Genomic DNA, 24,314 nt, shown 5'->3' with positions numbered 1-24,314 from the left:
GCTGAATCAGCGGCCTTTTTGATTAGCGATTAGTGCTTTTCATTACTGGGAAACTAATCTGAACTTTTAGACCGCCACCACTGCGGTTGTTTACGATAACCGAGCCATTGTGCTGGCTAACGATACGTTTCACTATTGCTAAACCTAAGCCTGTTCCTTCACTGCCGCGAGCTGTGTCGCCTCGAGTAAAGGGTTCAAACAGTTTACCGATCTGGCTTTGTTCAATACCGGGCCCGTTATCTTCTACGCAGACCCAAACGAGTTTGTTATCTGCGGTAATACCAGTGCTTACCTTCACCCATCCGTTACCATAGCGAAGCGCGTTGACCACTAAGTTGCTCACCGCACGTTTTATGGCTATCGGACTGCCGAGGGTTTCTTTCATTGGTTGATGGAATTGGGTTTCTATTTGAACCTCGTATCCGCCTTCTGATGACGCAACGTCTTCAGTGATATCATTGAGGTCAACCTCGATGAAGGACTGTTTGTTTACTGGTTTTAGATAGTCCATAAACTGGCTGATGATTTCATTACACTCTTCGGTATCTCCGATGATCCCTTCTGCTAAGTAGCTATCTTCAGGTGACATCATCTCTGTCGCAAGACGGATACGGGTTAGAGGTGTGCGTAAGTCATGGCTGATGCCCGCCATTAGTAGTGCGCGATCTTCTTCGAGCGCTTGGATACCTTTGGACATCTGATTGAACGCACGAGTCACGGAACGAATTTCAGACGGGCCTTTTTCCGGTAAAGGTGGGGGAATTTCGCCACGTCCAACGCCTTTGGCTGCGCGCTCTAAAGCGATCAGAGGGCGGTTTTGCAAACGGATAAACAACCAACCACCAGCGATGATCAGCAGCGCCATAATTAAGCTGTTACGAAACAGTGGAGTGAAGTCTTCTTCCTGTAACTCTGATAAAGGGATACGCAACAAGGAGCCGGGCAGGGAATCGATCTTCATCCATAAAATGTAACTCTCAGCTCCGAGCATCATGCGTACGTCAGTAGGCGTACCAAGCTCATTACTCATCTCCTCACTCATGAGATCGATACTTACCGCGTGGTAATACTCATCGGCGATGGCGCTATCTTCCGCGTGAATGGTGACACCTAGTTGCTCTAATACTCGGCGGCGCAGCGGAGCATCCAGTGCCAGCTCGTCTCCAAGCTGGGCTGAGTCGTCGAGCATCAAGTTAATCTCATGGCTGAGGATTTTATTGAACTGCTGCAAACTTGGCATTAACGCGTAGTTGAACACGGCGTAGTAAGAATAAATCTGACTGGCAATTAACAGCGTCAGAAAAATAATGATCGATTGAGTAAATGAGCTGCGAATACGCATACCAACAACCTTGCTAGTGGGAAAACAAAAAGTGCGAGACAATGTCTCGCACTTTAGCAGAATTCAGATTAGGCTTCTTTGCCGTCTGGGACAAATACGTAGCCCAATCCCCACACAGTCTGAATATAACGCGGTTTGCTTGGGTCAACTTCCAGCATGCGGCGTAAGCGAGAAATTTGTACGTCGATAGAGCGCTCCATCGCTGAGTACTCTCGGCCGCGAGCCATGTTCATTAGTTTATCTCGAGACATTGGTTCACGAGCATTGGTGACCAGTGCCTTCAATACTGCAAACTCTCCCGATGTCAGTGGCATCGCTTCTTCACCGCGGAACATTTCACGGGTTCCGAGGTTTAGACGAAAATCGCCAAACTCAACAACCGACTCTTCACTACTCGGTGCGCCCGGCAGTTCCGTTGTTTGACGACGCAGCACAGCTTTAATGCGTGCTAGCAACTCGCGTGGGTTAAACGGTTTTGGTAGGTAATCATCCGCACCCACTTCAAGACCTACAATACGATCAACTTCATCGCCTTTGGCTGTTAGCATCAAGATTGGCAACATGTTGTTAGCATTACGTAGGCGACGGCAAATTGACAGGCCATCTTCACCCGGTAGCATTAGATCGAGCACCATAAGGTGAAAGTTTTCACGAGTCAGTAAGCGGTCCATTTGCTCGCTATTGGCGACGCTGCGCACTTGGAATCCCTGCTCAGACAAGTAACGCTCTAGCAGTGCACGTAGGCGTGCATCGTCATCAACGACTAAAATCTTGTAATTTTCTTGCATGTAATGATTCCACCTATCAAATAAGCTTGGCGCTCAGGACCGGGCTCTATTGCCCTTTTTAACCAGTCAAAATGTAACACTGTTCTGACTAAAGTGGCGCAAAGAATTGTTAACGTTTATTTCCTTTTTAGCTAATGTATACGTCATATTCAATTCAATATCGTCAGAAATATGAAAACAAACCTAATTACGCGTGAAGGCTTTGATCGTCTTAAGAAAGAGCTCGATTTCTTATGGAAGGAGGAGCGGCCGGAAGTGACTAAGAAAGTGACTTGGGCGGCAAGCTTGGGTGACCGTAGTGAGAATGCAGATTACCAATACAACAAGAAACGTCTGCGTGAAATCGATCGCCGTGTCCGCTACCTGCGCAAACGCTTAGAGCAGGTCAAGGTGGTGGATTACTCACCGCAGCAAGAAGGTAAAGTCTTCTTTGGGGCTTGGGTTGAGATTGAAAACGAAGAAGGTGATGTAAAGTCGTTTCGCATTGTTGGTCCAGATGAAATCTATGGCGATGTGAAAGGGTATATTTCTATCGATTCGCCTATGGCGCGCGCGCTGCTAAAAAAAGAAGTGGACGATGAGTTTAGTGTCAAAACACCGGATGGTTACAAAGAGTGGTTTGTTAACCGTATCGACTACAAGCAGTCACTTTAGATTCCGCGTCTGTGCCCCCATATACAACTAAAACATAATTAAAGAGATTCAACGGATGAGCCAAGCTATCTGTCATATGATTGCTCAAGAACTGAATGTTCGTACTGAGCAAGTTACTGCTGCTGTTAACCTGATTGATGATGGCAACACAGTCCCCTTTATTGCTCGTTACCGTAAAGAGGTGACGGGGGGATTAGATGATACCCAATTGCGCAATCTTGATAGCCGTTTATCCTACCTTCGCGAACTGGATGACCGTCGTCAGACCATCCTGAAATCGATTCAAGAGCAGGGTAAATTGAGTGCGGAACTTGAAGCAGAAATCAATCAAGCTGACAGCAAAACCCGCCTTGAAGATTTATATCTACCATACAAGCCTAAGCGTCGTACTAAAGGTCAAATCGCGATTGAAGCGGGTCTAGAGCCTTTGGCAGACATGCTGTGGAATGAACCTCAAACCAACCCTGATAGTGAAGCTGAACTCTACATTGCAGCCGACAAAGGCGTAGCAGATACCAAAGCGGCATTAGATGGTGCCCGTGCAATCATCATGGAGCGCATTGCTGAAGATGCCAATCTGCTAGAAAAGATTCGTCACCACCTTAACCGCAATGCAGAGCTGGTGGCTCGTGTTGTTGAAGGCAAAGAGCGTGAAGGCGAGAAGTTTAAAGATTACTTTGAGCACAACGAAGCGTTGAGTAAGGTGCCCTCACACCGTGCTTTAGCGATGCTGCGTGGTCGCAACGAGGGTTTCCTCACACTTGCGATGAACGCCGATCCTGCTCAGGAAGAGGGTGTTCGTCAATCGTATTGTGAAACTATCATCGCAGACCATTACGGTATCTCTTTAAGCAGCGCGCCTGCTGACGGCTGGCGTAAACAGGTCATTAGTTGGGCTTGGCGCATCAAGGTTTCGATGCACATGGAAACCGAACTGATGGGGGCGATGAAAGAGCGCGCCGAAATCGAAGCGATTGAAGTGTTTGCTACTAACTTGAAAGACTTACTGATGGCAGCCCCAGCGGGTCCGCGTGCCACTCTAGGTCTTGATCCAGGTTTGCGTACTGGCTCTAAGATAGCGGTGGTGGACTCAACGGGTAAGGTGCTAGCGACTGAGACCATCTACCCACACCCACCTCAGAACCAGTACGACAAATCCGCCCAAGTTGTGGCGGTGATGGTTAAACAGTTTAACGTTGATTTGATTGCGATTGGTAATGGTACGGCATCGCGAGAGACAGACAGCTTCGTGGCAGATCTCATCAAGCGCAATAACCTCAAAGTACAGAAAATCATGGTCAGCGAAGCGGGTGCATCGGTTTACTCAGCTTCCGAGCTTGCAGCGAAAGAGTTCCCGAATCTGGACGTATCATTGCGCGGCGCAGTATCGATTGCTCGCCGTCTCCAAGACCCTCTAGCTGAGCTTGTTAAAATTGACCCGAAATCAATCGGTGTAGGCCAATACCAACATGATGTTAGCCAATCTATGCTGGCAAAACGTCTTGATGCCGTGGTTGAAGACTGTGTAAACGCGGTGGGTGTTGATGTGAATACGGCCTCTCCTGCTTTGCTGACACGCGTGGCTGGTCTCTCAAGCACCATCGCGCAGAACATTGTCGATTACCGTGATGAAAATGGACGCTTTGAAGCACGCACAACCTTGAAGAAAGTGGCGCGCCTTGGGCCTAAAGCATTTGAACAGTGTGCAGGCTTCTTAAGAATTATGGATGGCAAGAACCCACTTGATGCCTCTTCTGTTCACCCTGAAGCGTATCCAGTCGTTAAAGCGATCGCAGAGAAAAACAGTAAAGATGTGAAATCGCTGATTGGTGATACTCAATTCTTACGAGGATTACATGCGGTTGATTACACAGATGATAGCTTTGGTCTGCCAACCGTGACGGACATTATCAAAGAGCTCGATAAGCCAGGTCGAGACCCGCGCCCAGAATTTAAAACCGCAACCTTTGCTGAAGGGGTTAACTCGGTATCTGATTTAGAGCCGGGCATGGTACTTGAAGGGGTGGTTTCCAACGTGGCTAACTTTGGTGCATTCGTTGATATTGGTGTTCACCAAGATGGTTTGGTGCATATTTCCGCACTGACGGACAAATATGTCTCGGACCCACGTGAAGTGGTTAAAGCGGGTGATATCGTCAAAGTGAAAGTGATGGAAGTGGACGTGCAGCGTAAGCGTATTGGTCTCTCGATGCGCCTGAGCGATGAACCTGGTCAAAATAACCGAGCGCAACGCTCTTCAGCTCCACGTGGTCAGCAACGTCAAGCACCGAGCAAATCTGGCGGTCAGCGTCGCCGAGATGAGTCGAGTGGTAACAGTGCGATGGGCGGAGCATTTGCGGCGGCATTTGCTAAAGCGAAGCGCTAAAGTTCGATCGTAACCGCTAAAAGACAAATCCCCGTCCTTTTCAGGAGCGGGGATTTTTTTCGGTATTTCCTAACTTATGTAGGTACTACAACACCGCTATGACATCAGAAGGTGTGTTGGGCGCTACCGAGTGACCATAGTGAAACTTAATCACAGTTCGGCGCTTTTCCATCTTACCCTCTGTTATCGCCGCATCGATGATGCGTTTGGGTAACCGAAAGCGCATTGCGTAGCCTCGACCCTGACTTTTACTGTAACTGTCGAGGGCAAGCAGTTGGAAGATCCGCTCAAGCGTATCTTGAGGGGCTTCCTGAATCGCAACGCTCAGTTCGTCTTGTTCACCAGTTTCATAGCCGGGATGCTCCGCTGGGTCCCAAGATGACTGTTTGCGTCGTTTATCGTCTGCTTTGACTTGTCGCTCTGCATTACTCTTAGCCAATGCAATCGCTGCAGGGACAGGTTCGCGAACTTTATTGTCACGAGCTGTTTGCTCCGTTTGAACATTCACCGATGGGGCGATTAGCGGCACACTTACGTTAGTAGGTGATACGAGCATCGCTTTACCTCCTCACGCCCAGCCCATACTCATAACGCTCTTTAGCGATATTTTCCTGGCTCGTTTATTTATCGACCATAATGGTCAAAAATTTAGCGCATTGAGTGTAATAAATTGTTATTTCTCGGTGATAAAGCGGCTAACTTGCTGACAAAACTCGTTAAATTCCGTCATAAATGGTGCATGGGATGAAGCGCCAAACATATAACTTTCGCTAAGTGGCATTAGGTCGTCCACATCACTAGCTACCTTAGCAGGAACAAGTCCATCTAAGCGTCCATATAAACGTAATGTAGGCACTTTAATATGACTAAGGGCGTCTCGATAGTCGATATCTGCTAGGAGTTGCAGCCCAGCGAGTAACGATTTTGGATTTGGAGTAGGGCGTGAAAGAACGGCTTTCTTTAGTGCTTTCACATCTTGGCGTGCAGAGGGGCTTCCCATAGCTTGAAGCGCCATAAAGCGCTCGATCGTGAGTTGAAAGTCTTCGACCAATTGTTCAGTGAACGCACTGAGCACGTTAGGCTGAATACCTCGCCACGGACGCTCAGCAGCAAACTTAGGAGAGCTGGCAACCGTGATCAGTTTGCTGACACGTTCAGGATGATGGGCTGCAATGTGGGTCGCGAGCAAACCGCCTAATGACCACCCTAACCAAACCGCTTGTTTTGGTGCGTCAGCTAGAACAAGCTCTGCCATTTGTTCAATGGTCTCAAAATGATGTTGGTGACTGTGGCCAAATCCCGGTAGGTCAACGACATGGACTCGATAGCTTTTGCTTAGCTCTTCCACTGCTTGATGCCAAACAGCACCATTCATTCCCCAGCCGTGAAGCAATACCAAATCTTGGCCTTCGCCAGAGGTTTGCCAATGTAGCGGTGCTGCAATGCTCTCGGTCTGTACCACTTTTCTCATCCTTTTGCTCTGCTTAGTTGCGACACAATAGCACGATGTATTGCTGATAAATCGTGCAGAGGGCTATGTTATCGTATTGGGGAAAGAAGTACATAACAGACCTGTTGCCTGTGCAATGCGAGGTTTGTGGGCTCAGGGTCATCGGTGAGCAAAAGTTCTCTTGGTTGTGTGATCACTGTTTGGGTTACTTTGAACCTGTGGCAAGGTGTCAACGTTGCGGATTACCAATGCAAACCTTTGTTGCTGAGTGCGGAGTCTGTTTGAAAAATGCCCCACTCTGGACGAGGCTATTCTGTGTTGGCGACTATCAAGCGCCCTTATCTGATTATGTGCACAAACTTAAGTATGAGCGTCAGTTTTGGCAAGCAGAAAAGCTAGCTGAACTGTTTACGTCAAGAGTCAGTTCTCCTGCACCTGTGATTACCAGTGTACCCTTGCACTGGCGCCGTCATTGGTTGCGCGGGTTTAATCAGAGTGAGTTACTCGCTATTGCGATGGCGAAGCAACTTGGTTCAAGTTATCAACCCTTGTTTAAGCGGGTGAGGGCGACAGAGCCTCAGCAAGGAAAAAACCGTCAGCAACGCATGGCAAACCTTCACAGAGTGTTTGCGCTGCGAAATCAGGTTAATGCGCAGCATGTCGCGATTGTTGATGATGTTCTCACTACAGGCAGTACTGTGCATCATTTATGCAAATTACTGCTTGATGCTGGGGTTAAAAGCGTTGATATTTACACGATATGCCGTACTCCTGAGCCAGCAGATAAAAGCTAGAAAGCGAGTTTTCGTCTTTAAGGGCTAGATCTTGGCAAAATCAGGAGTAAAATGGTGACTAAATAGCCTACAAATTTACTCAGGTATTCGTCGTGTCAAATCCTATTACAATTACAGAAAATGCTCAGTCGCATTTCGCTAACCTTCTGAGCCAACAGCCGGAAGGTACTAACATTCGTGTATTCGTTGTGAACCCAGGAACTCAAAATGCGGAGTGTGGTGTTTCTTACTGTCCACCTGAAGCTGTGGAGTCATCGGATACGGAACTGACATACGAGCATTTTTCAGCTTACGTTGACGAGCTAAGCCTACCGTTTCTAGAAGACGCGGAAATCGACTTTGTTACTGATAAAATGGGCTCTCAGCTAACGCTTAAAGCACCAAACGCCAAAATGCGTAAAGTATCGGATGATGCTCCACTATTAGAGCGCGTAGAGTATGCGATCCAAACTCAAGTGAACCCTCAGCTAGCTGGGCATGGTGGCCACGTAAACTTGGTAGAAATCACCGATGAAGGTGTGGCAATTGTTGCGTTCGGTGGTGGCTGTAACGGTTGTTCTATGGTTGATGTGACATTAAAAGAAGGCATCGAAAAAGAACTACTTCAGCAATTTGAAGGTGAGCTGACGGCTGTACGTGATGCAACAGAGCATGACCGTGGTGAGCACTCTTATTACTAAATTTGTTTAGATAGTGAGAAACGCTATTTAACCATATGGAATACAAAGGGTTGACGATAATGTCAGCCCTTTTTTTGATTTCAAAGTCGACTAATTTCTCATATATTAATAGCTTCATCTTATGCTAAGGAGCGCGTTCATGGCGAAACGGAACCCACCAGAGATTCTGGCTAAACAAACCGTTGCACAATCACGATTGTTTACCATTGAGGCGATGGAGTTGCGCTTTAGTAATGGTGAAGAACGTACTTATGAGCGCATGAAACCTAGCGGACGTAATGCCGTTATGATGGTACCTGTGACCGCGCAAGGTGACTTGCTGTTGGTGCGTGAGTATGCTGCAGGAACGGAACGCTATGAGTTGGGTTTCCCTAAGGGGTTGATTGACCCTGGTGAAACTCCACCTGAAGCGGCTGATAGAGAGCTAAAAGAAGAGATTGGCTTTGGTGCACGTAAGCTGACACCATTGAAAGATGTGGTCTTAGCTCCCTCTTATTTCTCCAGCAAAATGACTCTGTTTATCGCAGAGGATCTATACTCAGAACAACTAGAAGGTGATGAGCCTGAGCCGTTAGAGATCATCCGTTGGCCTCTAGCTCAAGCTGAAGAGCTCCTTACCCATCTCGATTTTTGCGAAGCACGCAGTATTACAGCGTTGCTACTCGCTCTGCGTACCCTAAAACCATAAATTAATGCAGAGCGATAAGGATTTACTATGCCAATGACAGAAGACCTTTCCCATCATTTGCCTGCAGTGATAGAAGTCGCCCGCTCGGCAGGGCAACTTATCCTCGATATCTACGAGAAAAAAGAGTACGAGGAATACACTAAAAGTGACGAAACCCCAGTGACCAGTGCCGATATTGCTGCTCACAAGCTGATTGTAGAAAAGCTAACTGAGCTGACGCCTGACATTCCGGTATTGTCAGAAGAAGCGGCGGATATTAGTTTGGAAAAACGTTCGCAGTGGAGCCGTTACTGGCTAGTGGACCCGCTGGATGGTACGCAAGAGTTCATAGCACGCAGCGGTGACTTTGCCACGATTATTGCCTTAGTTGAAAATCATAAGCCTGTGATGGGCGTGGTTTATGGCCCAGTATCTGGGGTGACCTATTATGCTTATCATGGCAAGGGGGCATGGAAGATCCCTGATATGAGTGAAAGCGTGCGAATTAAGAGTCATCAGCATGATGGTCAAGCACACCCGATCGCTATCGCTATTAGTCGTCGTCAAGATATCAATCGTATTACGAGTCGAATGAGTAGTGCGTGGAACTATGATTTAGTGCCGCTTGGATCGGCCGCATTAAAAGCCTGTTTAGTCGCGGAAGGGGCGGTGGATTGTTATCTTCGCTTAGGACCAACCGGTGAATGGGATACTGCAGCAACGCAGTGCATTGTTGAAGAGGCGGGCGGGCGTATTCTCAGTACTCAACTCGCCCCATTGTCATACAATGAGCGTGAATCATTGGAAAACCCGAACTTTATTGTGCTTGGTGATGAAGACTTACCGTGGGACGAGATTCTGCAAGTTAAGGATTAACGCTACACTTAAAGCGATATGGATAAGAAAGGCTTGGTGGACAATACCAAGCCTTTTTTGATTCTAGGCTTTCGAGTAAACGTCTCTATCGCCTAACCAACGGTCAATAATGGCCGTAGCATTCTCCGGATAATTGTCATGAATATGACGAGCGATACGCTGAACTTCTGGAATTAAGCGCTGATCACGGACTAAATCTGCAATCTTAAAGTCTGCCATGCCCGTTTGTTTAGTACCCAATAGCTCACCTGGGCCACGAATCTCTAAATCGCGCTGAGCGATAACAAAACCATCATTACTTTCACGTAATACCGACAAACGCTTTTGTGCGGTTTTTGAAAGTGGCGAGTGGTATAACAATACGCAATGGCTGGCGACACTCCCTCGACCTACACGGCCACGCAACTGGTGAAGTTGAGCCAAACCGAGTCTCTCTGGATTTTCGATGATCATCAAACTGGAATTTGGCACGTCGACACCGACCTCAATGACGGTGGTCGCCACTAACAATTGCAGTTTATTGTCTTTGAAGTCCTGCATTACGGCTTGCTTCTCTGCTGGCTTCATTCGACCGTGCACTAAGCCAATTTTTACATCTGGCAGTTTACGTTGCAGATCTTCAGCGGTCTCTGCTGCGGCTTGAGCTTCGAGGACTTCTGATTCGTCGATTAAGGTACATACCCAATAAGCTTGTTTGCCTTCATTTAGGCAGGCATTGCGCACTCGCTCGATAATGTCATCTCTTTTGGTGTCTGGGATAGCGACCGTTTGAATGGGTGTTCGACCAGGAGGTAGCTCATCAATTACAGATGTTTCCAGATCAGCATACGCGGTCATTGCCAAGGTGCGAGGAATTGGGGTTGCTGTCATGATTAACTGATGTGGGTACGCGCCTTGTTTTTCGCCTTTCTCACGCAGTTCAAGACGCTGGTGGACACCAAACCTGTGCTGCTCATCGATGATAACAAGGGCGAGGTGATTAAATGCTACGTGTTCTTGAAATAGTGCATGTGTACCGACCACCATCTGCGCTTCGCCGCTGGCAATTCGAGCCAATTCGGCCTCTTTTGCTTTACCTTTTAATTTGCCGGCTAGCCAACCGACTTTGATGCCCATGGGTTCAAACCAATTGGCAAAGTTGATTGCATGCTGCTCAGCGAGGAGTTCGGTTGGCGCCATCAGTGCGACTTGGTAGCCATGTTCGAGTGCGCGGACCGCTGCCAGTGCAGCGACTAATGTTTTACCTGAACCCACATCCCCTTGCACTAAACGCATCATAGGGTGCGCTTGCTCTAAATCTTGCTCAATCTCTTTTACTACGCGAGTTTGTGCATTGGTTGGAGAAAAGGGGAGTTGTTGAAGCAGTTGGCACTTCAGTTGATTTCGTTCGCCCAGAGGTAACGCTGCGTCTTGTTGTCCTTTGCTTCTTACTGAAAGCATTGATAAGTTTTGCGCGAGCAGTTCTTCCATGATCAGTCGAATCTGAGCTGGATTTTTGCCTTCATCAAATTGGTCTAAGTCCATACTTGGTGGTGGGCGGTGAATCGTGTGCAGCGCTTGGCCAAGTGTAATTTGGTGGTCGTATAGCCCAGCAGGTAGTAACTCTTGTACAGCCGCTTTATCTAGCAGTGCTAGGGCTTGGTCAGTGAGGTTGCGCAGCGTAACTTGGCGTAGCCCTTCAGTCGTTGGATAGACAGGCGTTAACGTTTCTTCAATGTCTGCTTTTTGGTTAGGTGCGTAAAACTTGTAATCAGGGTGAACAATTTCTAGACCAAAGCCACCTCGTTTGATCTCACCATATGCATGGACCGTTTTGCCCTCTGAGAAGTTATTCTTCATCGCGGCGGTAAAGTTAAAGAAGCGTAAGGTAATTGTGCCATTCCCGTCGCTGAGTTTAACCGTCAGCATTTTGCGTTTGCCAAACAGAGTATCAACAGCCATAACTTTACCCTGGACTGCTGCCCAAAGGCCGGCATGTAACTTTGCTATAGGATAGATTCGAGTCCGGTCTTCGTAGCGCAGTGGAAGATGGAAAAGCAGATCTTGGACGGAGTTCAGCCCCACTTTTCCCAGTTTCTCAGCCACTTTTGCACCGACACCAGTCAGTGAAGTCAGAGGAATTGCAGATAGCAGTTGGGACATAGCAGGGCTCGGTAAGTCATTCAATCTAATCTAGATAGTTAACCACCGAGCTGTGTTTTTGTACAGGGATTTTTGACTGGTTACTTCTTCTGCATTTCAGCCCACCAAGCATCATCAGCAACGATTTGCCCTTGTTCATCAAGCGGTGGGTAAGCTAAGCCTTTACGTTTGGCGACTTTCGCCAGCACAGGATGGCCGCGTTCAAACAGTAGGCGGTGAATTGTTTCTTCAGGAACAGAGCTGACCTCATTGTCGTACATGCCAGCAGCTTCACGTTGGCGCTGCGCTTCATACAAGATCACGGCACTGGCAACAGAAACGTTAAGTGATTGAACCATCCCAACCATTGGCACAATGATGTCTTGATCGGCCAATTGCTTGGCTTGCTCTGATGCGCCTGTTTTTTCACTGCCCAGAATGATGGCAGTCGGTTTGGTGTAATCGATCTCACGAAAGTCGACAGCTGCCTCTGACAGGTTGGTCACTAACACCTGCATACCTTGAGACTTAAGCTCACTGATTGCCTCTTCGATACTATCGTGGGTTTCAACATCAACCCAGTTACGTGCGCCCGCGGATGTGTGACTTAGTGTGCGCATCTCGTTTGGCCACACAGCGTGAACTTTGTGGACACCCGTTGCGTCGGCTGTGCGGATCACCGCGGATACGTTGTTTGGTTTGTGAACTTCTTCTAAGCAAAGCGTTAGATCTGCCTGACGTGCTTTGAGGACTTCTTGGATTCGGTTGTAGCGTTCTAAATTCATAATCTATAAAACAAAAGCCCTTGAGGCATAAGCATCAAGGGCATTTTTAATCTCAAGTAAACATTAGTTCTTACGACGGCGAACCTTGAGCGTTTGAGGCATTGATTTGATTTTTCGCATAATGCCAGCCAAGTGAACGCGGTCTTTGGTCGTCAGCAGTACTGTGACTGTGTAAAGTCGACCGTCACGCTCTTCTGTTGATAGGCCATGGATATTCGAGCCAGTCTTAGAAATAACGTTGGTTAACTCTGCGAGCGCACCTTGTCGGTTTTGTACATCCACATTCAGTTCAGTGATGAACTCTTGCTCATAGTCTTCTGACCATTCTACCGCCATGTACTTATCTGGCTCTTTTTGGTAGCCACGAACATTTGGACAGGTTTCACGGTGAACCACTAAGCCACGACCTGGAGATACGTGCGCAATGATGTGATCGTCCGGTATTGGATGACAACAGTTTGCAAAAGTAAGCAATAAGCCTTCTGCACCACGAATCGGGAGCTTTTTCTTCGACTTATCGTCAGGGCCTGAAGTTTCAGTAAGTTCGTCCGCATCGCCTAGTAGGCGACGAGCAATAACGATACTCATGAGTTCACCCAAACCAATATCAGCCAGTAGATCTTCTACCGAAGCGATTTTTAGCTCGCTAAGAACGTGAGTAATATTCTCTTCGCTAATGTCTGACAAAGACATTTCACCTAACGCATGGTTGAGTAGGCGGCGACCTAGCGTGATTGATTCTTCACGGCGCATGGTCTTAAGCACTTGGCGAATCTTGGTACGTGCACGGGATGTCACGACATAGTTGAGCCACGCTGCATTTGGTCGAGCCCCCGGTGCGCTGATGATTTCGATAGTTTGACCGTTCTTTAGTGCCTTACTTAGTGGGTAAGGGTTACGGTCAACACGAGCACCAACACAAGTATTACCTACATCAGTATGAACCGCATAAGCAAAATCCACTGCAGTTGCGCCGACAGGAAGTTCTACGATACGGCCCTTTGGCGTAAAGACGTAAATCTCATCTGGGAATAGATCAGATTTCACGTTCTCAATGAACTCAAAAGAGTTACCGGCACTTTGCTGTAGTTCAAGTAAGCTTTGCATCCAACGCTGCGCTTTGACTTGAGCTGTAGTCCCCGTGCGTTCACCACTACCTTTATAAGACCAGTGGGCTGCAACACCTTTGTCCGCCATTTGGTCCATATCTTCGGTACGGATTTGGACTTCAACAGGCACACCGTGCGGGCCAACCATTGAAGTATGGAGCGACTGGTAACCGTTCGCTTTTGGTACCGCAATGTAGTCTTTCATGCGGCTTGGACGCGGTTTGTAGAGGCTGTGAACTTGGCCTAAAACGCGATAACAGGTATCGGCGTCTTCAACTACCACTCGGAAAGCGTAGATATCCATAATGGTATGGAAGCGCTGCTCTTTGGTTTTCATCTTGTTGTAGATGGAGAAAAGGTTTTTCTCTCGGCCAAAGACACGAGCTTTAAGTCCGACTTCTCCAAGTCGACCTTCGATCTCATCATGAATACGTTGAATCATCTCCTTACGGTTACCACGCGCCGCTTTTACTACCTCTTTAAGAACACGATAACGGTTCGGGTATAGCGCTTCAAAACCAAGCTCTTCCAGCTCTGTCTTGATGTTGTGGATACCTAAGCGGTGGGCTAATGGAGAGTAGATTTCTAAGGTTTCGCGAGCAATTCGACGCTTTTTATCAGGACGAAGAGCGCCTAAAGTACGCATGTTGTGCGTTCGGTCAGCAAGCTTGATGAGGATTACGCGGATATCTTGCACCATGGCAAGAACCATTTTGCGAAAGTTCTCTGCTTGCGCTTCTTTGCGATCACGAAATTTAAGCTTATCCAGCTTAGATACACCATCCACAAGTTCAGCAACGGTATTACCAAATTGCTCTTCAAGTTCTTCTTTGGTGACTTCAGTGTCTTCAATCACATCATGAAGAAGTGCAGCTTGTAATGTCTCAATATCTAGGCGCATTTCGGCCAAGATACGAGCTACAGCGACAGGGTGGATAATATAAGGTTCACCGCTAGAGCGGGTTTGCCCTTCATGGGCGTCTTTCGCTACCACATAAGATTGACGCAGAGCCTCAATTTGAGGCTCTGTTAGGTATTCTTGGGCAACGTCTTTGAGGCTATCGAATAGATACAAATTATAGGCCCGGGAGGTTGTTGAATTCTAAAGTCAGAATTAACGGTTGTGAGCGATGCTGCTTACTGCCGCTAGCTCTGCCGCTTCTTGCTCTTGCTGTTCTTGACGTTCACGAGCGTCTAGAACTTCTTTAGTAATTAAACCTTCTTCGATTTCGCGTAGAGCGATAACCGTTGGCTTATCGTTCTCTTCTGGCACTAGTGAATCTTTACCGCCAGTTTGCATTTGACGAGCGCGGCGAGCCGCAATAAGAACTAGGTCGAAACGGTTGCCAACTTTTTCAACAGCGTCTTGAACAGTTACGCGTGCCATGAGGACTCCAAATAGTTAACTAAAATTTTGTATGACGAGAAATTATACAGGCTGACTATTCCCAGTGTCTAGAGTTATGTCGCTCGCTTAGCCAGGAAAGATCATAAAAAGATCTTAGGATCGTTTGACTACTCAGCCTGTAAAAGTAGGGGTTACTCTGCTAATAGAGCATCAAGCATGCCTTTATATTTAGCAGCTTGTTTGTCTTGCTTCAATCTTTCCGCTCGAATAATAGATTTAAAATCCGTTAGGGCATTATCGAAGTCGTCGTTGACGATGACATAATCGTACTCACTGTAGTGAGAGATTTCAGATTTAGCTTCAGCCATGCGTTTTGCGATGACTGCTTCGCTGTCTTGACCACGAGCATTTAAGCGGCGTTCAAGCTCACCGTTTGATGGCGGCAAGATGAACAGGCTTTTCGCTTGTGGCATTTGCTCACGGATCTGACGCGCGCCTTGCCAATCAATATCTAGGAATACATCGATACCTTTTTCTAGGTTCTCTTCAATCCAAATGCGAGAGGTACCATAGTAGTTACCGAACACTTCAGCATACTCAAGAAAAGCACCTTGCTCGATCAACTCTTCAAAGTACTCTTTTTGTACAAAATGGTAGTGCACGCCATCTTGCTCCCCAGGACGCATGCCACGAGTGGTATGTGATACAGACACTTTCATTGCGTATGTAGGGTTGGTTTCTAGCATTGCTGAAATCAAGCTCGATTTTCCCGCGCCACTTGGTGCAGATACGATATAAAGAGTGCCTTTGCCCATAGGTCCAATTCCACGTTTGGTTTGATGTCGCCGATGAGAAGTTATCGACATATTTTAAAGATAGCACTGACCATGTCGGTTCACCGAATTGGTGAAAAATAGGTCAGAAAAATGGAGGCGAAGAATAGCACAAATCACTATTTTAGAACAACTAGAACCCATCTTGTTGTAAGAACCGGATTTCTCGTTGAGGTGAACGTTGAATCACGAATAATACCCCTTTCAGGCAAACGTTTGCTTTTTGTGTGAATTTCAATAAAAAGGCATTGAGTTTTTACTCGGGATTCGTACAATTCGCGCAAACGATTAAATGCTGTATATATCTAGTGATTTGGACTAGACGTTTCTACCACTGAGCCTATCTTAGTGACTACAGTTTTTGTCTTGTCAGTGGATACCATACCCACATATACAGCATTTGATTCCGATAAAGTCTATTCATTTAATTAAGGTTTCACCGTGAGTCTCGACACTGCTGTTAAAGCCCAGAACACCCCAGGTATTCTTGAGTCCATCTTTAAAATTTCTGAGCGAAAAACCACTCTAGGTACAGAGCTATACGCTGGCTTTATTACCTTCCTTGCGATGAGCTACATCCTAGCGGTTAACCCTGCTATTTTGGGTGGCATCCCTGGTATGGATAAGGGGGCGGTATTTACAGCAACGGCTTTGGCTGCGGCAATCGCAACCTTCATCATGGGTGTATGGGGGAATTACCCAGTTATGCTGGCACCTGGCATGAGCATGAACGGTTTCTTCAAAGGCATGCTGCTAAGTGGCTCGGTGGCTTTGGTGTGGAATGAAGCGCTGTTTGGTATCTTCCTCTCTGGTGTGCTCTACCTGCTGCTTTCTCTGACCAATATTCGTAAGTCGCTGATTGAGTCGATTCCGGAAGACTTAAAAAATGCCATCACGGTATCGCTTGGTCTCTTCATCGCATTCTTAGGCCTGAAGAACGCGGGTATTATCGTTGACAACAAATTCGTACTGGTTGGCATGGGTAACATTGCCGACCCTCAAGTGATCATCGCTTACATCAGTATCTTTATTGCGCTAGGTTGTATGGTCCGTGACATCAAGCTAGCGACCTTTATTTCATTCGTTTCTGCAATCGTACTGACGGTTATCGCTGACCTGATGATGGGCACAAACAATGCGCCAGTACCAAATGAAATCGTGACAATGCCGCCTAGTATAGCGAGTACTTTTGGGGCGATTTTTGACTTCTCTGGCTTAACCGCAGAGAAGATGTTCGACCTACTGTTTATCGTTGTTATTTTCCTGATTGTCGACTTCTTTGACGGTATGAGCACCATCGTTGGTGTAGGCCGTGACGCAGGCATCATCGACAAAGACGGCAAAGTGCCAAATGCACGTTCTGCACTGGTGGCTGATGCAGGTGGTACCGTGATTGGTTCGGTCTTAGGTACGACGTCTATTACTGCATTCTCAGAGTCAGGTATTGCTTCTTCTCAAGGTGCGAAAACAGGTTTAGCGGCGGTTGTTGTTTCAGGTCTGTTTCTTGTTTCTCTATTCCTATACCCACTGTTCTCTATCTTTTCAGCGGCGATGGTTGCGCCTGCGATGGTGGTTGTTGGTATCTACATGATTGGCCGTTTAGGTCAGATTAACTGGGATAAGAAAGAGTCTCGTATTGCGGCGTTCTTTACCATCATGTTTACGGTTCTGAGTTTCTCTCCTGCCAACGGTATGGCGATGGGCTTTATCAGCTACGCCTTCACTATGGTGGTTGCTGGTAAAGGTAAAGAAGTTCACCTAGTCATTTATGGCTTAGGTGTGGTGTTCTTAGCGTACCTATTGCTGCTTTAGTGATAAAAACGGGCGAGTATTGAGGAATCGATACTCGCCCGCTTTCTTGTCCTTTTTCTCGTGGTAAACTGATTGCCTATTAGATTTCCTACGGATAGAGGTTATGCCTTCCAATCTTCCTAAGTCTTTCAGTAAACCCTTTCTTAAGACTTTCCACGCGCTCGAAGCCGTTCTTCTGGTGGCGATTACTCTTGCGACCTTGTTTGCGATGGTCGAAGAGTTTGTTCATGTCTTTACTGAAAAACGTGTTCTACTGACCGACATTCTTTTGATGTTCATTTATCTCGAAGTGCTGGCGATGGTGAAGCAGTTCGTGATGAACGGTAAGATCCCAGTTCGATACCCTATTTATATTGCGATGATGGCGATCGCTCGCTACATCACGCTCGGTATGAAAGAGCTGGATGCAGTATTGGTCGTTTGGCTATCCGTGGCAGCATTGATTTTGGCAATAGCGACTATGGTGATTCGAGTGGGACACCACTATTGGCCATATATCGATAACAATACTGCCGAAAAAGATGAGTAGGTTAGAGACAAAATAAAAAAGCCCCGCCAATTGTGCGGGGCTTTTGCTATCAGAAGAACTGATTATTCAATATTTTGGATCTGCTCACGCATTTGTTCGATTAGAACTTTAAGTTCAACACCAGATGCTGTGATGTCTGTGCTGATTGATTTAGACGCTAGTGTGTTCGACTCGCGGTTAAACTCTTGCATCATAAAGTCTAAACGGCGGCCACAAGCGCCACCTTTCTTCAGGATGTTGGTTGCTTCTTTTACGTGAGAGTCTAGGCGGTCTAGCTCTTCAGCCACGTCAGATTTTTGCGCGAGAAGGATCAGTTCTTGCTCTACACGTGATGAATCTAGCTCAATTTTCGCTTCTTCAAACTTCGAGAACAGGCGCTCACGTTGCCACTCTAAAATTTCAGGCATACGCGCACGCACTTTAACCACTTCGTCAGTGATCGCATCTAAACGCTGAACAATCAGCGCTTTCATGTTTTCACCTTCACGGCCACGCGCTTCAATAAACTCGCTTACGGCTTCATCGAATGCGCCCAGCAGGTCTTTGTTTACCGCGTCCATATCTTGTTCAGACGTTTCCATTACGCCAGGCCAGTTCATGACTTGGAATGGGTTTAAGCGGCTTTCTTCGCCCGTCATCTGCATCACTTGGTTAGCCGCATTGATCACTTGCTGTGCTAGATTTTCGTTGATGCTCAGTTCGCCTTTTGCCGCTGGGTTCGCTTCAAAACGCAACGCACATTCAACCTTGCCGCGAGCCAAGCGCTTACGGAAACGCTCACGAAGTACTGGCTCTAGGCCACGGAACTGCTCTGGCAGGCGGAAGTAGGTTTCAAGGTAGCGTTGGTTTACACTACGAATTTCCCATACGGCGCTGCCCCAATCGCCTTTCACTTCTTTACGTGCGTAGGCTGTCATACTGTAGATCATCGAATTTTCCTGTTTAATCATCTTTGAAAATAACGCGAGGCAATAGTAGCACAAATCCCAGACCGATAGCTTTGAAGAGCAAACTTCGCTATAATCCTGCTCCAACCAAAAACGTCTCCCCCTTCATATAAGGTAGATGCCCATGCGTCCAAACGATCGCAAGGCGGACCAAGTTCGCCCAATCAAAATTACTCGTAACTACACAGCTTATGCAGAAGGTTCTGTATTGGTTGAATTCGGCAATACAAAAGTACTTTGTAATGCGACCGTTGAAGAGAACGTTCCACGCTGGCTAAAAGGTCAGGGTAAAGGCTGGGTAACGGCTGAATACGGCATGCTTCCACGCTCTACACATTCGCGTATGCGTCGTGAAGCAGCAAGTGGTAAGCAAGGTGGTCGTACGATGGAAATCCAACGTCTGATTGCTCGTAGCCTACGTGCAGTGGTTGATCTGGAAGCAATGGGCGAAATCATGGTGACAGTAGACTGTGATGTAATCCAAGCGGATGGCGGTACGCGCACTGCGTCTATCTCTGGTGCGAGCGTTGCGATGGCAGATGCATTCCAACACTTAGTTGAGAAGGGCAAGCTAAAAGCGAACCCAATGAAAGGCCACGTAGCAGCTGTTTCTGTGGGCATTCTAGGTGAAGATATCCTTTGTGACCTTGAGTACACAGAAGATTCAGCAGCTGATACCGATATGAACGTAGTGATGACCGAAGATGGTCGCATGATCGAAGTTCAAGGCACAGCAGAGGGCGAACCGTTCACCCACGCTGAGCTGATGAAGTTGCTGGAGTCGGCGACCAAAGGTATTACCGAGATCGTAGCGGCGCAGAAGGCGGCGTTAGAAAATTGATTTTTAAAATAGCTTCCATTTGGAAGCTATTTTTTTATTTTCGTTATAGATAGCATTGCAGCGTTGTTAACTGCACTCTTTCCCCCTAATCACATAGGTTCCCTATGCTCATAGGGCTGAAAGCGCTTGTTGCCTAGCTGCCAAGCCATCTATTTAGAAAATGTTTCTTTATGTTATGAACCGTCTAGAAAACTAGACCTTTTATTTAGAGAGAAAGTAATGAAAGCATACCAGCGTGAATTTATTGAGTTTGCACTAGAGAAAGAAGTCCTAAAATTTGGCGAGTTTACTTTAAAGTCTGGCCGTAAGAGTCCGTACTTCTTTAACGCTGGTCTTTTCAATACGGGTCGTGACTTAGCGCGTTTAGGTCGCTTCTACGCAGCTGCGCTAGCGGATTCTGGCATTGAGTTCGACGTACTATTTGGCCCTGCGTACAAAGGTATTCCTATCGCGACGACAACAGCGGTTGCACTAGCGGATCACCATGATGTGGATACGCCTTACTGTTTCAATCGTAAAGAAGCGAAAGATCACGGTGAAGGTGGCAACCTAGTAGGTAGCGCACTTGAAGGTCGTATCATGCTGGTGGACGATGTAATCACTGCGGGTACGGCAATTCGTGAGTCGATGGAAATTATCCAAGCTAACGGTGCAGATCTGGCTGGTGTTTTGGTTGCAATTGACCGCCAAGAAAAAGGTAAAGGTGAGCTGTCTGCAATCCAAGAAGTTGAGCGTGACTTTGGTTGTGCAATCATCTCCATTGTTAGCCTGACTGATCTAGTAACTTTCCTAGAAGAGAAAGGTACTGACGCAGAGCACTTAGAAGCAGTTAAAGCGTACCGCGCTGAGTACGGCATTTAAGGTGCTGAATCACTGGTAAGACTAAAAAGGCATCCAGTTGGATGCCTTTTTTGATGTTATTTATAGCGTGAACCTTTGCCCATGGCTCTATCGACCATCGTTTTGTAGCGTTTATGCACCCACATCCACTGATCCAATCCGCGTAGGATCACCTTTTCAATAGCTCGGTTCATCACCCTTGCTGCACCTTCTGCGTCTTTACGCGGGAAATCTGCGCTGAATTCGTCGTCCACCTGTAGTGTGTAGATAGCCCCTTTACGGAAGCTAGAAGCAGTCACGACGGCGCACTTACTTGCATCAATTAGTACCCCAGTTCCTGCTGTTGTACATGCATCTTCAATTGCGAAAAATGGCACGAAAACAGCGTTTTTGCGCCCATAATCATGATCCGGAAGGTACCATAGTCGGCCGCCGCGGCGCAGGATCTTGAGCATACCTTTTACATCTTTTCGATCGACCATTTGGTTACCAAAACGAGTACGACCCCATGTTTGAATGAAGTCATACACTGGATTGTCATGGGGGCGATATACGCCATAACCCGGAGCAAAGGTTGCAAATGCACGAGCCGTGATTTCTAAGTTAAGCGCATGTGTACAGACAACCAGCACGCCTTTCTTTTGTTTATCGAGGTCAACAATCTGCTCAATATTCTTAAATTGAATTAAGCGCTTGAAGCGCCACTCTGGCCAAAACCAAGCAATACCTGTCTCAATTAGAGCGAGTCCAGTATTTTTTAAGTTCTCTTTGACGATTGCTTCGCGTTCAGCCTGTTCCATTTCAGGGAAAGCAAGCTCTAGATTTCGTCGAACAATGTGGGCTCGGCTCTTCAGCGCAATCGCAGTGAGTGAACCAATTCCTCGGCCTAATTTGAGTAAAACCGCATAGGGGAGCACGGTAACGATAAGACCAAGTAATCCAAAGCCTAGCCAAATTCCCCAATTCTTGGGATGAACCTTTTGAGTAAAGGTGAGTTTGTTATTTAGTGTGTTCATGGTTAAGCATCATAGAAATAAGTTTATGCCAAAGGGACTTGGTTTTACGACGGGCAAAAAAATGCGCAAAAGTCAGTAAGTAGAGTTTCCAATCGTTGTAACGACTCCCAACACCGTCAATGACCTGCGGTATGAGTTGAGTGCCTTTTTTTTGCATCAGTATATGGCCCGGGCTAACGTCACAAATGCTAATTGCATATTTTAGTAAGTAGCTTTCAATACGTTTAAGAACCTCTAACGCTTCGTCTCTCGATATCGAACCATCAGCTAACATCTCTTTTAAGGGTTTGCCGGGAGAACCATCTTCATTGATGACTCTATCAAATACTAACCCAGGTCCTAAACTCGTGTTAATCCAACCATGGCAGCGAGGGATATAGGTGAATGGTACTCCACGCTTTTCGAGCTGCCCAAAATAGTACGACTCCATTTCATTTTGTTGTCGCACCACTTTGGTGTGTTTCATGATCTCTTCCATCGGATGGTAAACTTTGATGCACAGGTTTGGGTTTTCGGGGTGTTCGAAGCATATCCTTTCATTCCCGGTACCAATTCTTGGGGTCTGTGATAAGTCTAAAATAGATGGCATGAAATTCCTCGATTATTGAATCTGCGCACTAAGCAGTGCCCAGTATTCTTCGAAATTTGCTGTAGGTTGATATTTAAAGTCTGAGCGAACAAAGCGATTCAAACTGCCTTCGACCTGGCCTAACAATTGCGCAGCTAGGATCTTTTCATCTACAGGGAAGGATTTACCTTCGCGTAATTTACGCTCACGCAAAATCTGGCGCAGTGACGTCTCGATACGCTCATAAAGTTGATTAATACGGTCGCGCAGGCGTTCGTTTTCAAACATCAGTGCGTGACTAGAAAGAATTCGACTTAAACCAGGGTTACGCTCAGAGAAGGCTAAAATCAGCTGGAGAACAAGGCGAATGCGAGTTAGCGTATCTTTTTCTTCATCCAATATGCGGTTGATACGTGACATTAAAGATTCTTCGATAAACTCGATTAACCCTTCGAACATGCGCGCTTTACTTGGAAAGTGGCGATATAGAGCCGCTTCAGAAACACCAACCTGTTTGGCGAGTTTGGCCGTGGTGATGCGAGAAGCGCCTTCATTGGACTCCAGCATCTCTGCTAGTGCTTGTAAAATTTCTTCTCGGCGGTTGGTTTTTCTTGTGCCTGCCATGAATACTTTCCTTTTTTACCCATTCTGAATAACGACTATAGGCTCGCCTAAACGAGCCCAAAGTCAAACAACCTATGCGTAGTGCTTTATTATATTGCTTTATAGCTTGTCAGCGATTGCTGTCATGATTTGACGAGCAATCAGCTGTTTGCTGGCAAGAGTAAGTGATTGCTCACCATCTTTCCAGTATACGGTGATCGCGTTATCGTTGCTATTGAAGCCTTGGCCTTCAACCGAGACATCGTTAGCACAAATCATATCTAGATTTTTCTTTGCGAGCTTTGTTCGTGCGTAATGGGCAACGTCTTGAGTCTCAGCGGCAAAGCCAACAGTAAAAGGTCTAGACGCATCGAGTGCCGCTACGGATGCGATAATATCAGGGTTTTTTACTATAGTGACCGTCATGCGATCGCTGTCATCGGTTTTCTTAATTTTTTGCTCTGCAATATTATCAGGTCGATAATCTGCAACCGCTGCACAACCAATAAAAATATCGTGCTTGGTCGCTTGAGCCATTGCGGCGGTATGCATACTGATTGCACTGTCTACATTAATGCGTTCAACGTTATGAGGGGTAGGTAAAGAAACAGGCCCCGCGATAAGAGTGACGCTAGCACCAAGTAATTGAGCGGCCTCCGCCAGTGCGAAGCCCATTTTGCCGGAGCTGTGGTTAGATATGTAGCGCACCGGGTCTATCGCTTCCCGAGTCGGCCCAGCGGTAATTACAACGGATTTACCTTCTAAAGGCTTATTTGAGAAAAACTGCTCACAATGCTCGACTAACTGCATCGGCTCTAACATGCGACCTGGGCCTACATCACCACACGCTTGTTCACCCGCCGCTGGTCCCCAAATCGCCATGCCACGACGTTGTAAGGTGGAGATGTTTTCTTGAGTTGCGATGTTTAAGTACATCTGTTGATTCATTGCTGGTGATACAGCAATAGGTGCGTCGGTTGCTAAAACCAGTGTTGTTAGCAGGTCATTACCCATGCCTGCAGACATACGAGCAATGAGATCCGCCGTTGCAGGTGCCAGCAAGACTAAGTCAGCCCACTTAGCTAGTTCAATGTGTCCCATTGAAGCCTCAGCGGCAGGGTCAAGTAAGCTGTCAGACACTGGACGGCCAGAAACGGCTTGCATGGTCAGCGGCGTAATAAACTCTTTGGCTGCATTGGTCATTACGACTTGTACTTGAGCGCCACGCTCTATAAGACGACGAGTGAGCTCTGCACATTTATAAGCCGCAATACCGCCGCTGATGCCCAGAAGGATCTTTTTACCCGCTAATGTTTGCATGAGGA

24 protein-coding genes and 1 riboswitch are annotated in these 24,314 nt (G+C 46.9%); of the genes, 10 read left to right on the top strand and 14 right to left on the bottom strand.

Features of this window, described 5'->3' with window-relative positions:
* Window positions 1-22 precede the first annotated feature (22 nt).
* Together envZ and ompR are read right to left on the bottom strand one after the other, a co-directional pair.
* Window positions 23-1,342 carry a two-component system sensor histidine kinase EnvZ gene (gene envZ, locus AC4MRV_RS07655; RefSeq protein ID WP_491186832.1) on the bottom strand — a complete coding sequence of 440 codons (1,320 nt, stop codon included), beginning with the start codon at window positions 1,340-1,342 and terminating at the stop codon, window positions 23-25.
* 68 nt (window positions 1,343-1,410) lie between these two features.
* Window positions 1,411-2,130, bottom strand: coding sequence for an osmolarity response regulator transcription factor OmpR (gene ompR, locus AC4MRV_RS07650; RefSeq protein WP_005472616.1), 720 nt, complete (start codon window positions 2,128-2,130; stop codon window positions 1,411-1,413).
* A 171-nt stretch (window positions 2,131-2,301) separates the two neighbouring features.
* On the opposite strand from ompR, the gene greB reads away from it, so the two are divergent.
* Both greB and AC4MRV_RS07640 read left to right on the top strand, forming a co-directional pair.
* The gene (greB, locus tag AC4MRV_RS07645) at window positions 2,302-2,784 is read left to right on the top strand and encodes a transcription elongation factor GreB (protein WP_491186831.1); all 483 of its coding nucleotides are present in this window, start codon (window positions 2,302-2,304) and stop codon (window positions 2,782-2,784) included.
* 55 nt (window positions 2,785-2,839) lie between these two features.
* On the top strand, window positions 2,840-5,170 hold the full coding sequence (locus AC4MRV_RS07640; protein WP_491186830.1) for a Tex family protein: 2,331 nt from the start codon (window positions 2,840-2,842) through the stop codon (window positions 5,168-5,170).
* Window positions 5,171-5,255: 85 nt separating this feature from the next.
* Here AC4MRV_RS07640 and AC4MRV_RS07635 read toward each other — a convergent pair whose 3' ends face one another.
* Both AC4MRV_RS07635 and bioH read right to left on the bottom strand, forming a co-directional pair.
* Entirely contained in the window at window positions 5,256-5,726 is a 471-nt protein-coding gene (locus AC4MRV_RS07635; RefSeq protein WP_491186829.1) for an ATP-dependent Lon protease, read from the bottom strand.
* Between the two features lie 117 nt (window positions 5,727-5,843).
* Complete coding sequence (gene bioH / locus AC4MRV_RS07630) at window positions 5,844-6,641, bottom strand: pimeloyl-ACP methyl ester esterase BioH (protein ID WP_491186828.1); 798 nt, start codon at window positions 6,639-6,641, stop codon at window positions 5,844-5,846.
* Between the two features lie 227 nt (window positions 6,642-6,868).
* Between bioH and AC4MRV_RS07625 the strand changes: the two genes are divergently transcribed.
* The 4 genes from AC4MRV_RS07625 to cysQ all read left to right on the top strand — a co-directional run bounded on the left by AC4MRV_RS07625 (window position 6,869) and on the right by cysQ (window position 9,637).
* On the top strand, window positions 6,869-7,414 hold the full coding sequence (locus AC4MRV_RS07625; protein ID WP_491186827.1) for a ComF family protein: 546 nt from the start codon (window positions 6,869-6,871) through the stop codon (window positions 7,412-7,414).
* Window positions 7,415-7,506: 92 nt separating this feature from the next.
* Window positions 7,507-8,094: a Fe-S biogenesis protein NfuA gene (nfuA, locus tag AC4MRV_RS07620; RefSeq protein WP_491186826.1), complete on the top strand. Its 588-nt coding sequence runs from the start codon at window positions 7,507-7,509 to the stop codon at window positions 8,092-8,094.
* Between the two features lie 139 nt (window positions 8,095-8,233).
* Entirely contained in the window at window positions 8,234-8,782 is a 549-nt protein-coding gene (nudE, locus tag AC4MRV_RS07615) for an ADP compounds hydrolase NudE (protein ID WP_491186825.1), read from the top strand.
* Window positions 8,783-8,809: 27 nt separating this feature from the next.
* Window positions 8,810-9,637 (top strand): 3'(2'),5'-bisphosphate nucleotidase CysQ, encoded by an 828-nt coding sequence (gene cysQ / locus AC4MRV_RS07610; protein ID WP_491186824.1) that lies wholly within the window; start codon window positions 8,810-8,812, stop codon window positions 9,635-9,637.
* Window positions 9,638-9,700: 63 nt separating this feature from the next.
* On the opposite strand, the gene recG is transcribed toward cysQ, so the two are convergent.
* From recG to gmk, 5 genes are all read right to left on the bottom strand, one after another.
* Window positions 9,701-11,779 carry an ATP-dependent DNA helicase RecG gene (gene recG, locus AC4MRV_RS07605; protein ID WP_491186823.1) on the bottom strand — a complete coding sequence of 693 codons (2,079 nt, stop codon included), beginning with the start codon at window positions 11,777-11,779 and terminating at the stop codon, window positions 9,701-9,703.
* An 80-nt stretch (window positions 11,780-11,859) separates the two neighbouring features.
* The gene (gene trmH, locus AC4MRV_RS07600) at window positions 11,860-12,543 is read right to left on the bottom strand and encodes a tRNA (guanosine(18)-2'-O)-methyltransferase TrmH (protein ID WP_491186822.1); all 684 of its coding nucleotides are present in this window, start codon (window positions 12,541-12,543) and stop codon (window positions 11,860-11,862) included.
* 63 nt (window positions 12,544-12,606) lie between these two features.
* Window positions 12,607-14,727, bottom strand: coding sequence for a bifunctional GTP diphosphokinase/guanosine-3',5'-bis pyrophosphate 3'-pyrophosphohydrolase (spoT, locus tag AC4MRV_RS07595; RefSeq protein ID WP_491186821.1), 2,121 nt, complete (start codon window positions 14,725-14,727; stop codon window positions 12,607-12,609).
* A gap of 39 nt (window positions 14,728-14,766) precedes the next feature.
* Window positions 14,767-15,039 (bottom strand): DNA-directed RNA polymerase subunit omega, encoded by a 273-nt coding sequence (gene rpoZ / locus AC4MRV_RS07590; RefSeq protein ID WP_047049053.1) that lies wholly within the window; start codon window positions 15,037-15,039, stop codon window positions 14,767-14,769.
* A 152-nt stretch (window positions 15,040-15,191) separates the two neighbouring features.
* The gene (gene gmk, locus AC4MRV_RS07585) at window positions 15,192-15,815 is read right to left on the bottom strand and encodes a guanylate kinase (protein ID WP_491186820.1); all 624 of its coding nucleotides are present in this window, start codon (window positions 15,813-15,815) and stop codon (window positions 15,192-15,194) included.
* A gap of 293 nt (window positions 15,816-16,108) precedes the next feature.
* A riboswitch (purine riboswitch) is annotated at window positions 16,109-16,208 on the top strand.
* A 66-nt stretch (window positions 16,209-16,274) separates the two neighbouring features.
* On the opposite strand from gmk, the gene AC4MRV_RS07580 reads away from it, so the two are divergent.
* Both AC4MRV_RS07580 and AC4MRV_RS07575 read left to right on the top strand, forming a co-directional pair.
* On the top strand, window positions 16,275-17,645 hold the full coding sequence (locus AC4MRV_RS07580) for an NCS2 family permease (protein ID WP_491186819.1): 1,371 nt from the start codon (window positions 16,275-16,277) through the stop codon (window positions 17,643-17,645).
* A gap of 103 nt (window positions 17,646-17,748) precedes the next feature.
* A complete protein-coding gene (locus tag AC4MRV_RS07575) occupies window positions 17,749-18,174 on the top strand; it encodes a phosphate-starvation-inducible protein PsiE (protein WP_491186818.1) in 426 nt (141 codons plus the stop codon).
* 62 nt (window positions 18,175-18,236) lie between these two features.
* Here AC4MRV_RS07575 and AC4MRV_RS07570 read toward each other — a convergent pair whose 3' ends face one another.
* Window positions 18,237-19,103: a YicC/YloC family endoribonuclease gene (locus AC4MRV_RS07570; RefSeq protein ID WP_491186817.1), complete on the bottom strand. Its 867-nt coding sequence runs from the start codon at window positions 19,101-19,103 to the stop codon at window positions 18,237-18,239.
* A gap of 142 nt (window positions 19,104-19,245) precedes the next feature.
* Between AC4MRV_RS07570 and rph the strand changes: the two genes are divergently transcribed.
* Window positions 19,246-19,962, top strand: a complete 717-nt coding sequence (gene rph, locus AC4MRV_RS07565; protein WP_004410877.1) for a ribonuclease PH — start codon at window positions 19,246-19,248, stop codon at window positions 19,960-19,962.
* Between the two features lie 219 nt (window positions 19,963-20,181).
* Window positions 20,182-20,823, top strand: a complete 642-nt coding sequence (gene pyrE, locus AC4MRV_RS07560; protein WP_005472617.1) for an orotate phosphoribosyltransferase — start codon at window positions 20,182-20,184, stop codon at window positions 20,821-20,823.
* Between the two features lie 56 nt (window positions 20,824-20,879).
* Here the strand turns inward: pyrE and lpxL are convergent, their stop codons facing one another.
* The 4 genes from lpxL to coaBC all read right to left on the bottom strand — a co-directional run bounded on the left by lpxL (window position 20,880) and on the right by coaBC (window position 24,309).
* Complete coding sequence (lpxL, locus tag AC4MRV_RS07555; RefSeq protein WP_491186816.1) at window positions 20,880-21,818, bottom strand: LpxL/LpxP family Kdo(2)-lipid IV(A) lauroyl/palmitoleoyl acyltransferase; 939 nt, start codon at window positions 21,816-21,818, stop codon at window positions 20,880-20,882.
* Entirely contained in the window at window positions 21,802-22,407 is a 606-nt protein-coding gene (locus tag AC4MRV_RS07550; RefSeq protein WP_491186815.1) for a YrbL family protein, read from the bottom strand. The genes lpxL and AC4MRV_RS07550 overlap by 17 nt, the downstream gene beginning before the upstream one ends.
* A 12-nt stretch (window positions 22,408-22,419) precedes the next feature.
* Window positions 22,420-23,010: a nucleoid occlusion factor SlmA gene (gene slmA, locus AC4MRV_RS07545; protein WP_491186814.1), complete on the bottom strand. Its 591-nt coding sequence runs from the start codon at window positions 23,008-23,010 to the stop codon at window positions 22,420-22,422.
* A 99-nt stretch (window positions 23,011-23,109) separates the two neighbouring features.
* Window positions 23,110-24,309 carry a bifunctional phosphopantothenoylcysteine decarboxylase/phosphopantothenate--cysteine ligase CoaBC gene (gene coaBC, locus AC4MRV_RS07540; protein WP_491186813.1) on the bottom strand — a complete coding sequence of 400 codons (1,200 nt, stop codon included), beginning with the start codon at window positions 24,307-24,309 and terminating at the stop codon, window positions 23,110-23,112.
* Window positions 24,310-24,314 lie beyond the last annotated feature (5 nt).

The sequence above is a fragment of the Vibrio sp. genome, assembly GCF_984391705.1.
Note: the sequence above shows the minus strand (reverse complement) of the source record. Positions and strands in the feature narration are given on the sequence as shown.

Excerpts from the sequence above, each read along its gene's own strand:
- lpxL (WP_491186816.1), bottom strand. The coding sequence starts at position 21,818 with ATGAACACACTAAATAACAAACTCACCTTTACTCAAAAGGTTCATCCC.
- nudE (WP_491186825.1), top strand. The coding sequence starts at position 8,234 with ATGGCGAAACGGAACCCACCAGAGATTCTGGCTAAACAAACCGTTGCA.
- slmA (WP_491186814.1), bottom strand. The coding sequence starts at position 23,010 with ATGGCAGGCACAAGAAAAACCAACCGCCGAGAAGAAATTTTACAAGCA.
- pyrE (WP_005472617.1), top strand. The coding sequence starts at position 20,182 with ATGAAAGCATACCAGCGTGAATTTATTGAGTTTGCACTAGAGAAAGAA.
- coaBC (WP_491186813.1), bottom strand. The coding sequence starts at position 24,309 with ATGCAAACATTAGCGGGTAAAAAGATCCTTCTGGGCATCAGCGGCGGT.
- AC4MRV_RS07570 (WP_491186817.1), bottom strand. The coding sequence starts at position 19,103 with ATGATCTACAGTATGACAGCCTACGCACGTAAAGAAGTGAAAGGCGAT.
- bioH (WP_491186828.1), bottom strand. The coding sequence starts at position 6,641 with ATGAGAAAAGTGGTACAGACCGAGAGCATTGCAGCACCGCTACATTGG.
- recG (WP_491186823.1), bottom strand. The coding sequence starts at position 11,779 with ATGTCCCAACTGCTATCTGCAATTCCTCTGACTTCACTGACTGGTGTC.
- greB (WP_491186831.1), top strand. The coding sequence starts at position 2,302 with ATGAAAACAAACCTAATTACGCGTGAAGGCTTTGATCGTCTTAAGAAA.
- rph (WP_004410877.1), top strand. The coding sequence starts at position 19,246 with ATGCGTCCAAACGATCGCAAGGCGGACCAAGTTCGCCCAATCAAAATT.
- AC4MRV_RS07550 (WP_491186815.1), bottom strand. The coding sequence starts at position 22,407 with ATGCCATCTATTTTAGACTTATCACAGACCCCAAGAATTGGTACCGGG.
- AC4MRV_RS07575 (WP_491186818.1), top strand. The coding sequence starts at position 17,749 with ATGCCTTCCAATCTTCCTAAGTCTTTCAGTAAACCCTTTCTTAAGACT.
- envZ (WP_491186832.1), bottom strand. The coding sequence starts at position 1,342 with ATGCGTATTCGCAGCTCATTTACTCAATCGATCATTATTTTTCTGACG.
- AC4MRV_RS07625 (WP_491186827.1), top strand. The coding sequence starts at position 6,869 with ATGCAAACCTTTGTTGCTGAGTGCGGAGTCTGTTTGAAAAATGCCCCA.
- ompR (WP_005472616.1), bottom strand. The coding sequence starts at position 2,130 with ATGCAAGAAAATTACAAGATTTTAGTCGTTGATGACGATGCACGCCTA.
- rpoZ (WP_047049053.1), bottom strand. The coding sequence starts at position 15,039 with ATGGCACGCGTAACTGTTCAAGACGCTGTTGAAAAAGTTGGCAACCGT.
- AC4MRV_RS07640 (WP_491186830.1), top strand. The coding sequence starts at position 2,840 with ATGAGCCAAGCTATCTGTCATATGATTGCTCAAGAACTGAATGTTCGT.
- gmk (WP_491186820.1), bottom strand. The coding sequence starts at position 15,815 with ATGGGCAAAGGCACTCTTTATATCGTATCTGCACCAAGTGGCGCGGGA.
- trmH (WP_491186822.1), bottom strand. The coding sequence starts at position 12,543 with ATGAATTTAGAACGCTACAACCGAATCCAAGAAGTCCTCAAAGCACGT.
- cysQ (WP_491186824.1), top strand. The coding sequence starts at position 8,810 with ATGCCAATGACAGAAGACCTTTCCCATCATTTGCCTGCAGTGATAGAA.
- AC4MRV_RS07635 (WP_491186829.1), bottom strand. The coding sequence starts at position 5,726 with ATGCTCGTATCACCTACTAACGTAAGTGTGCCGCTAATCGCCCCATCG.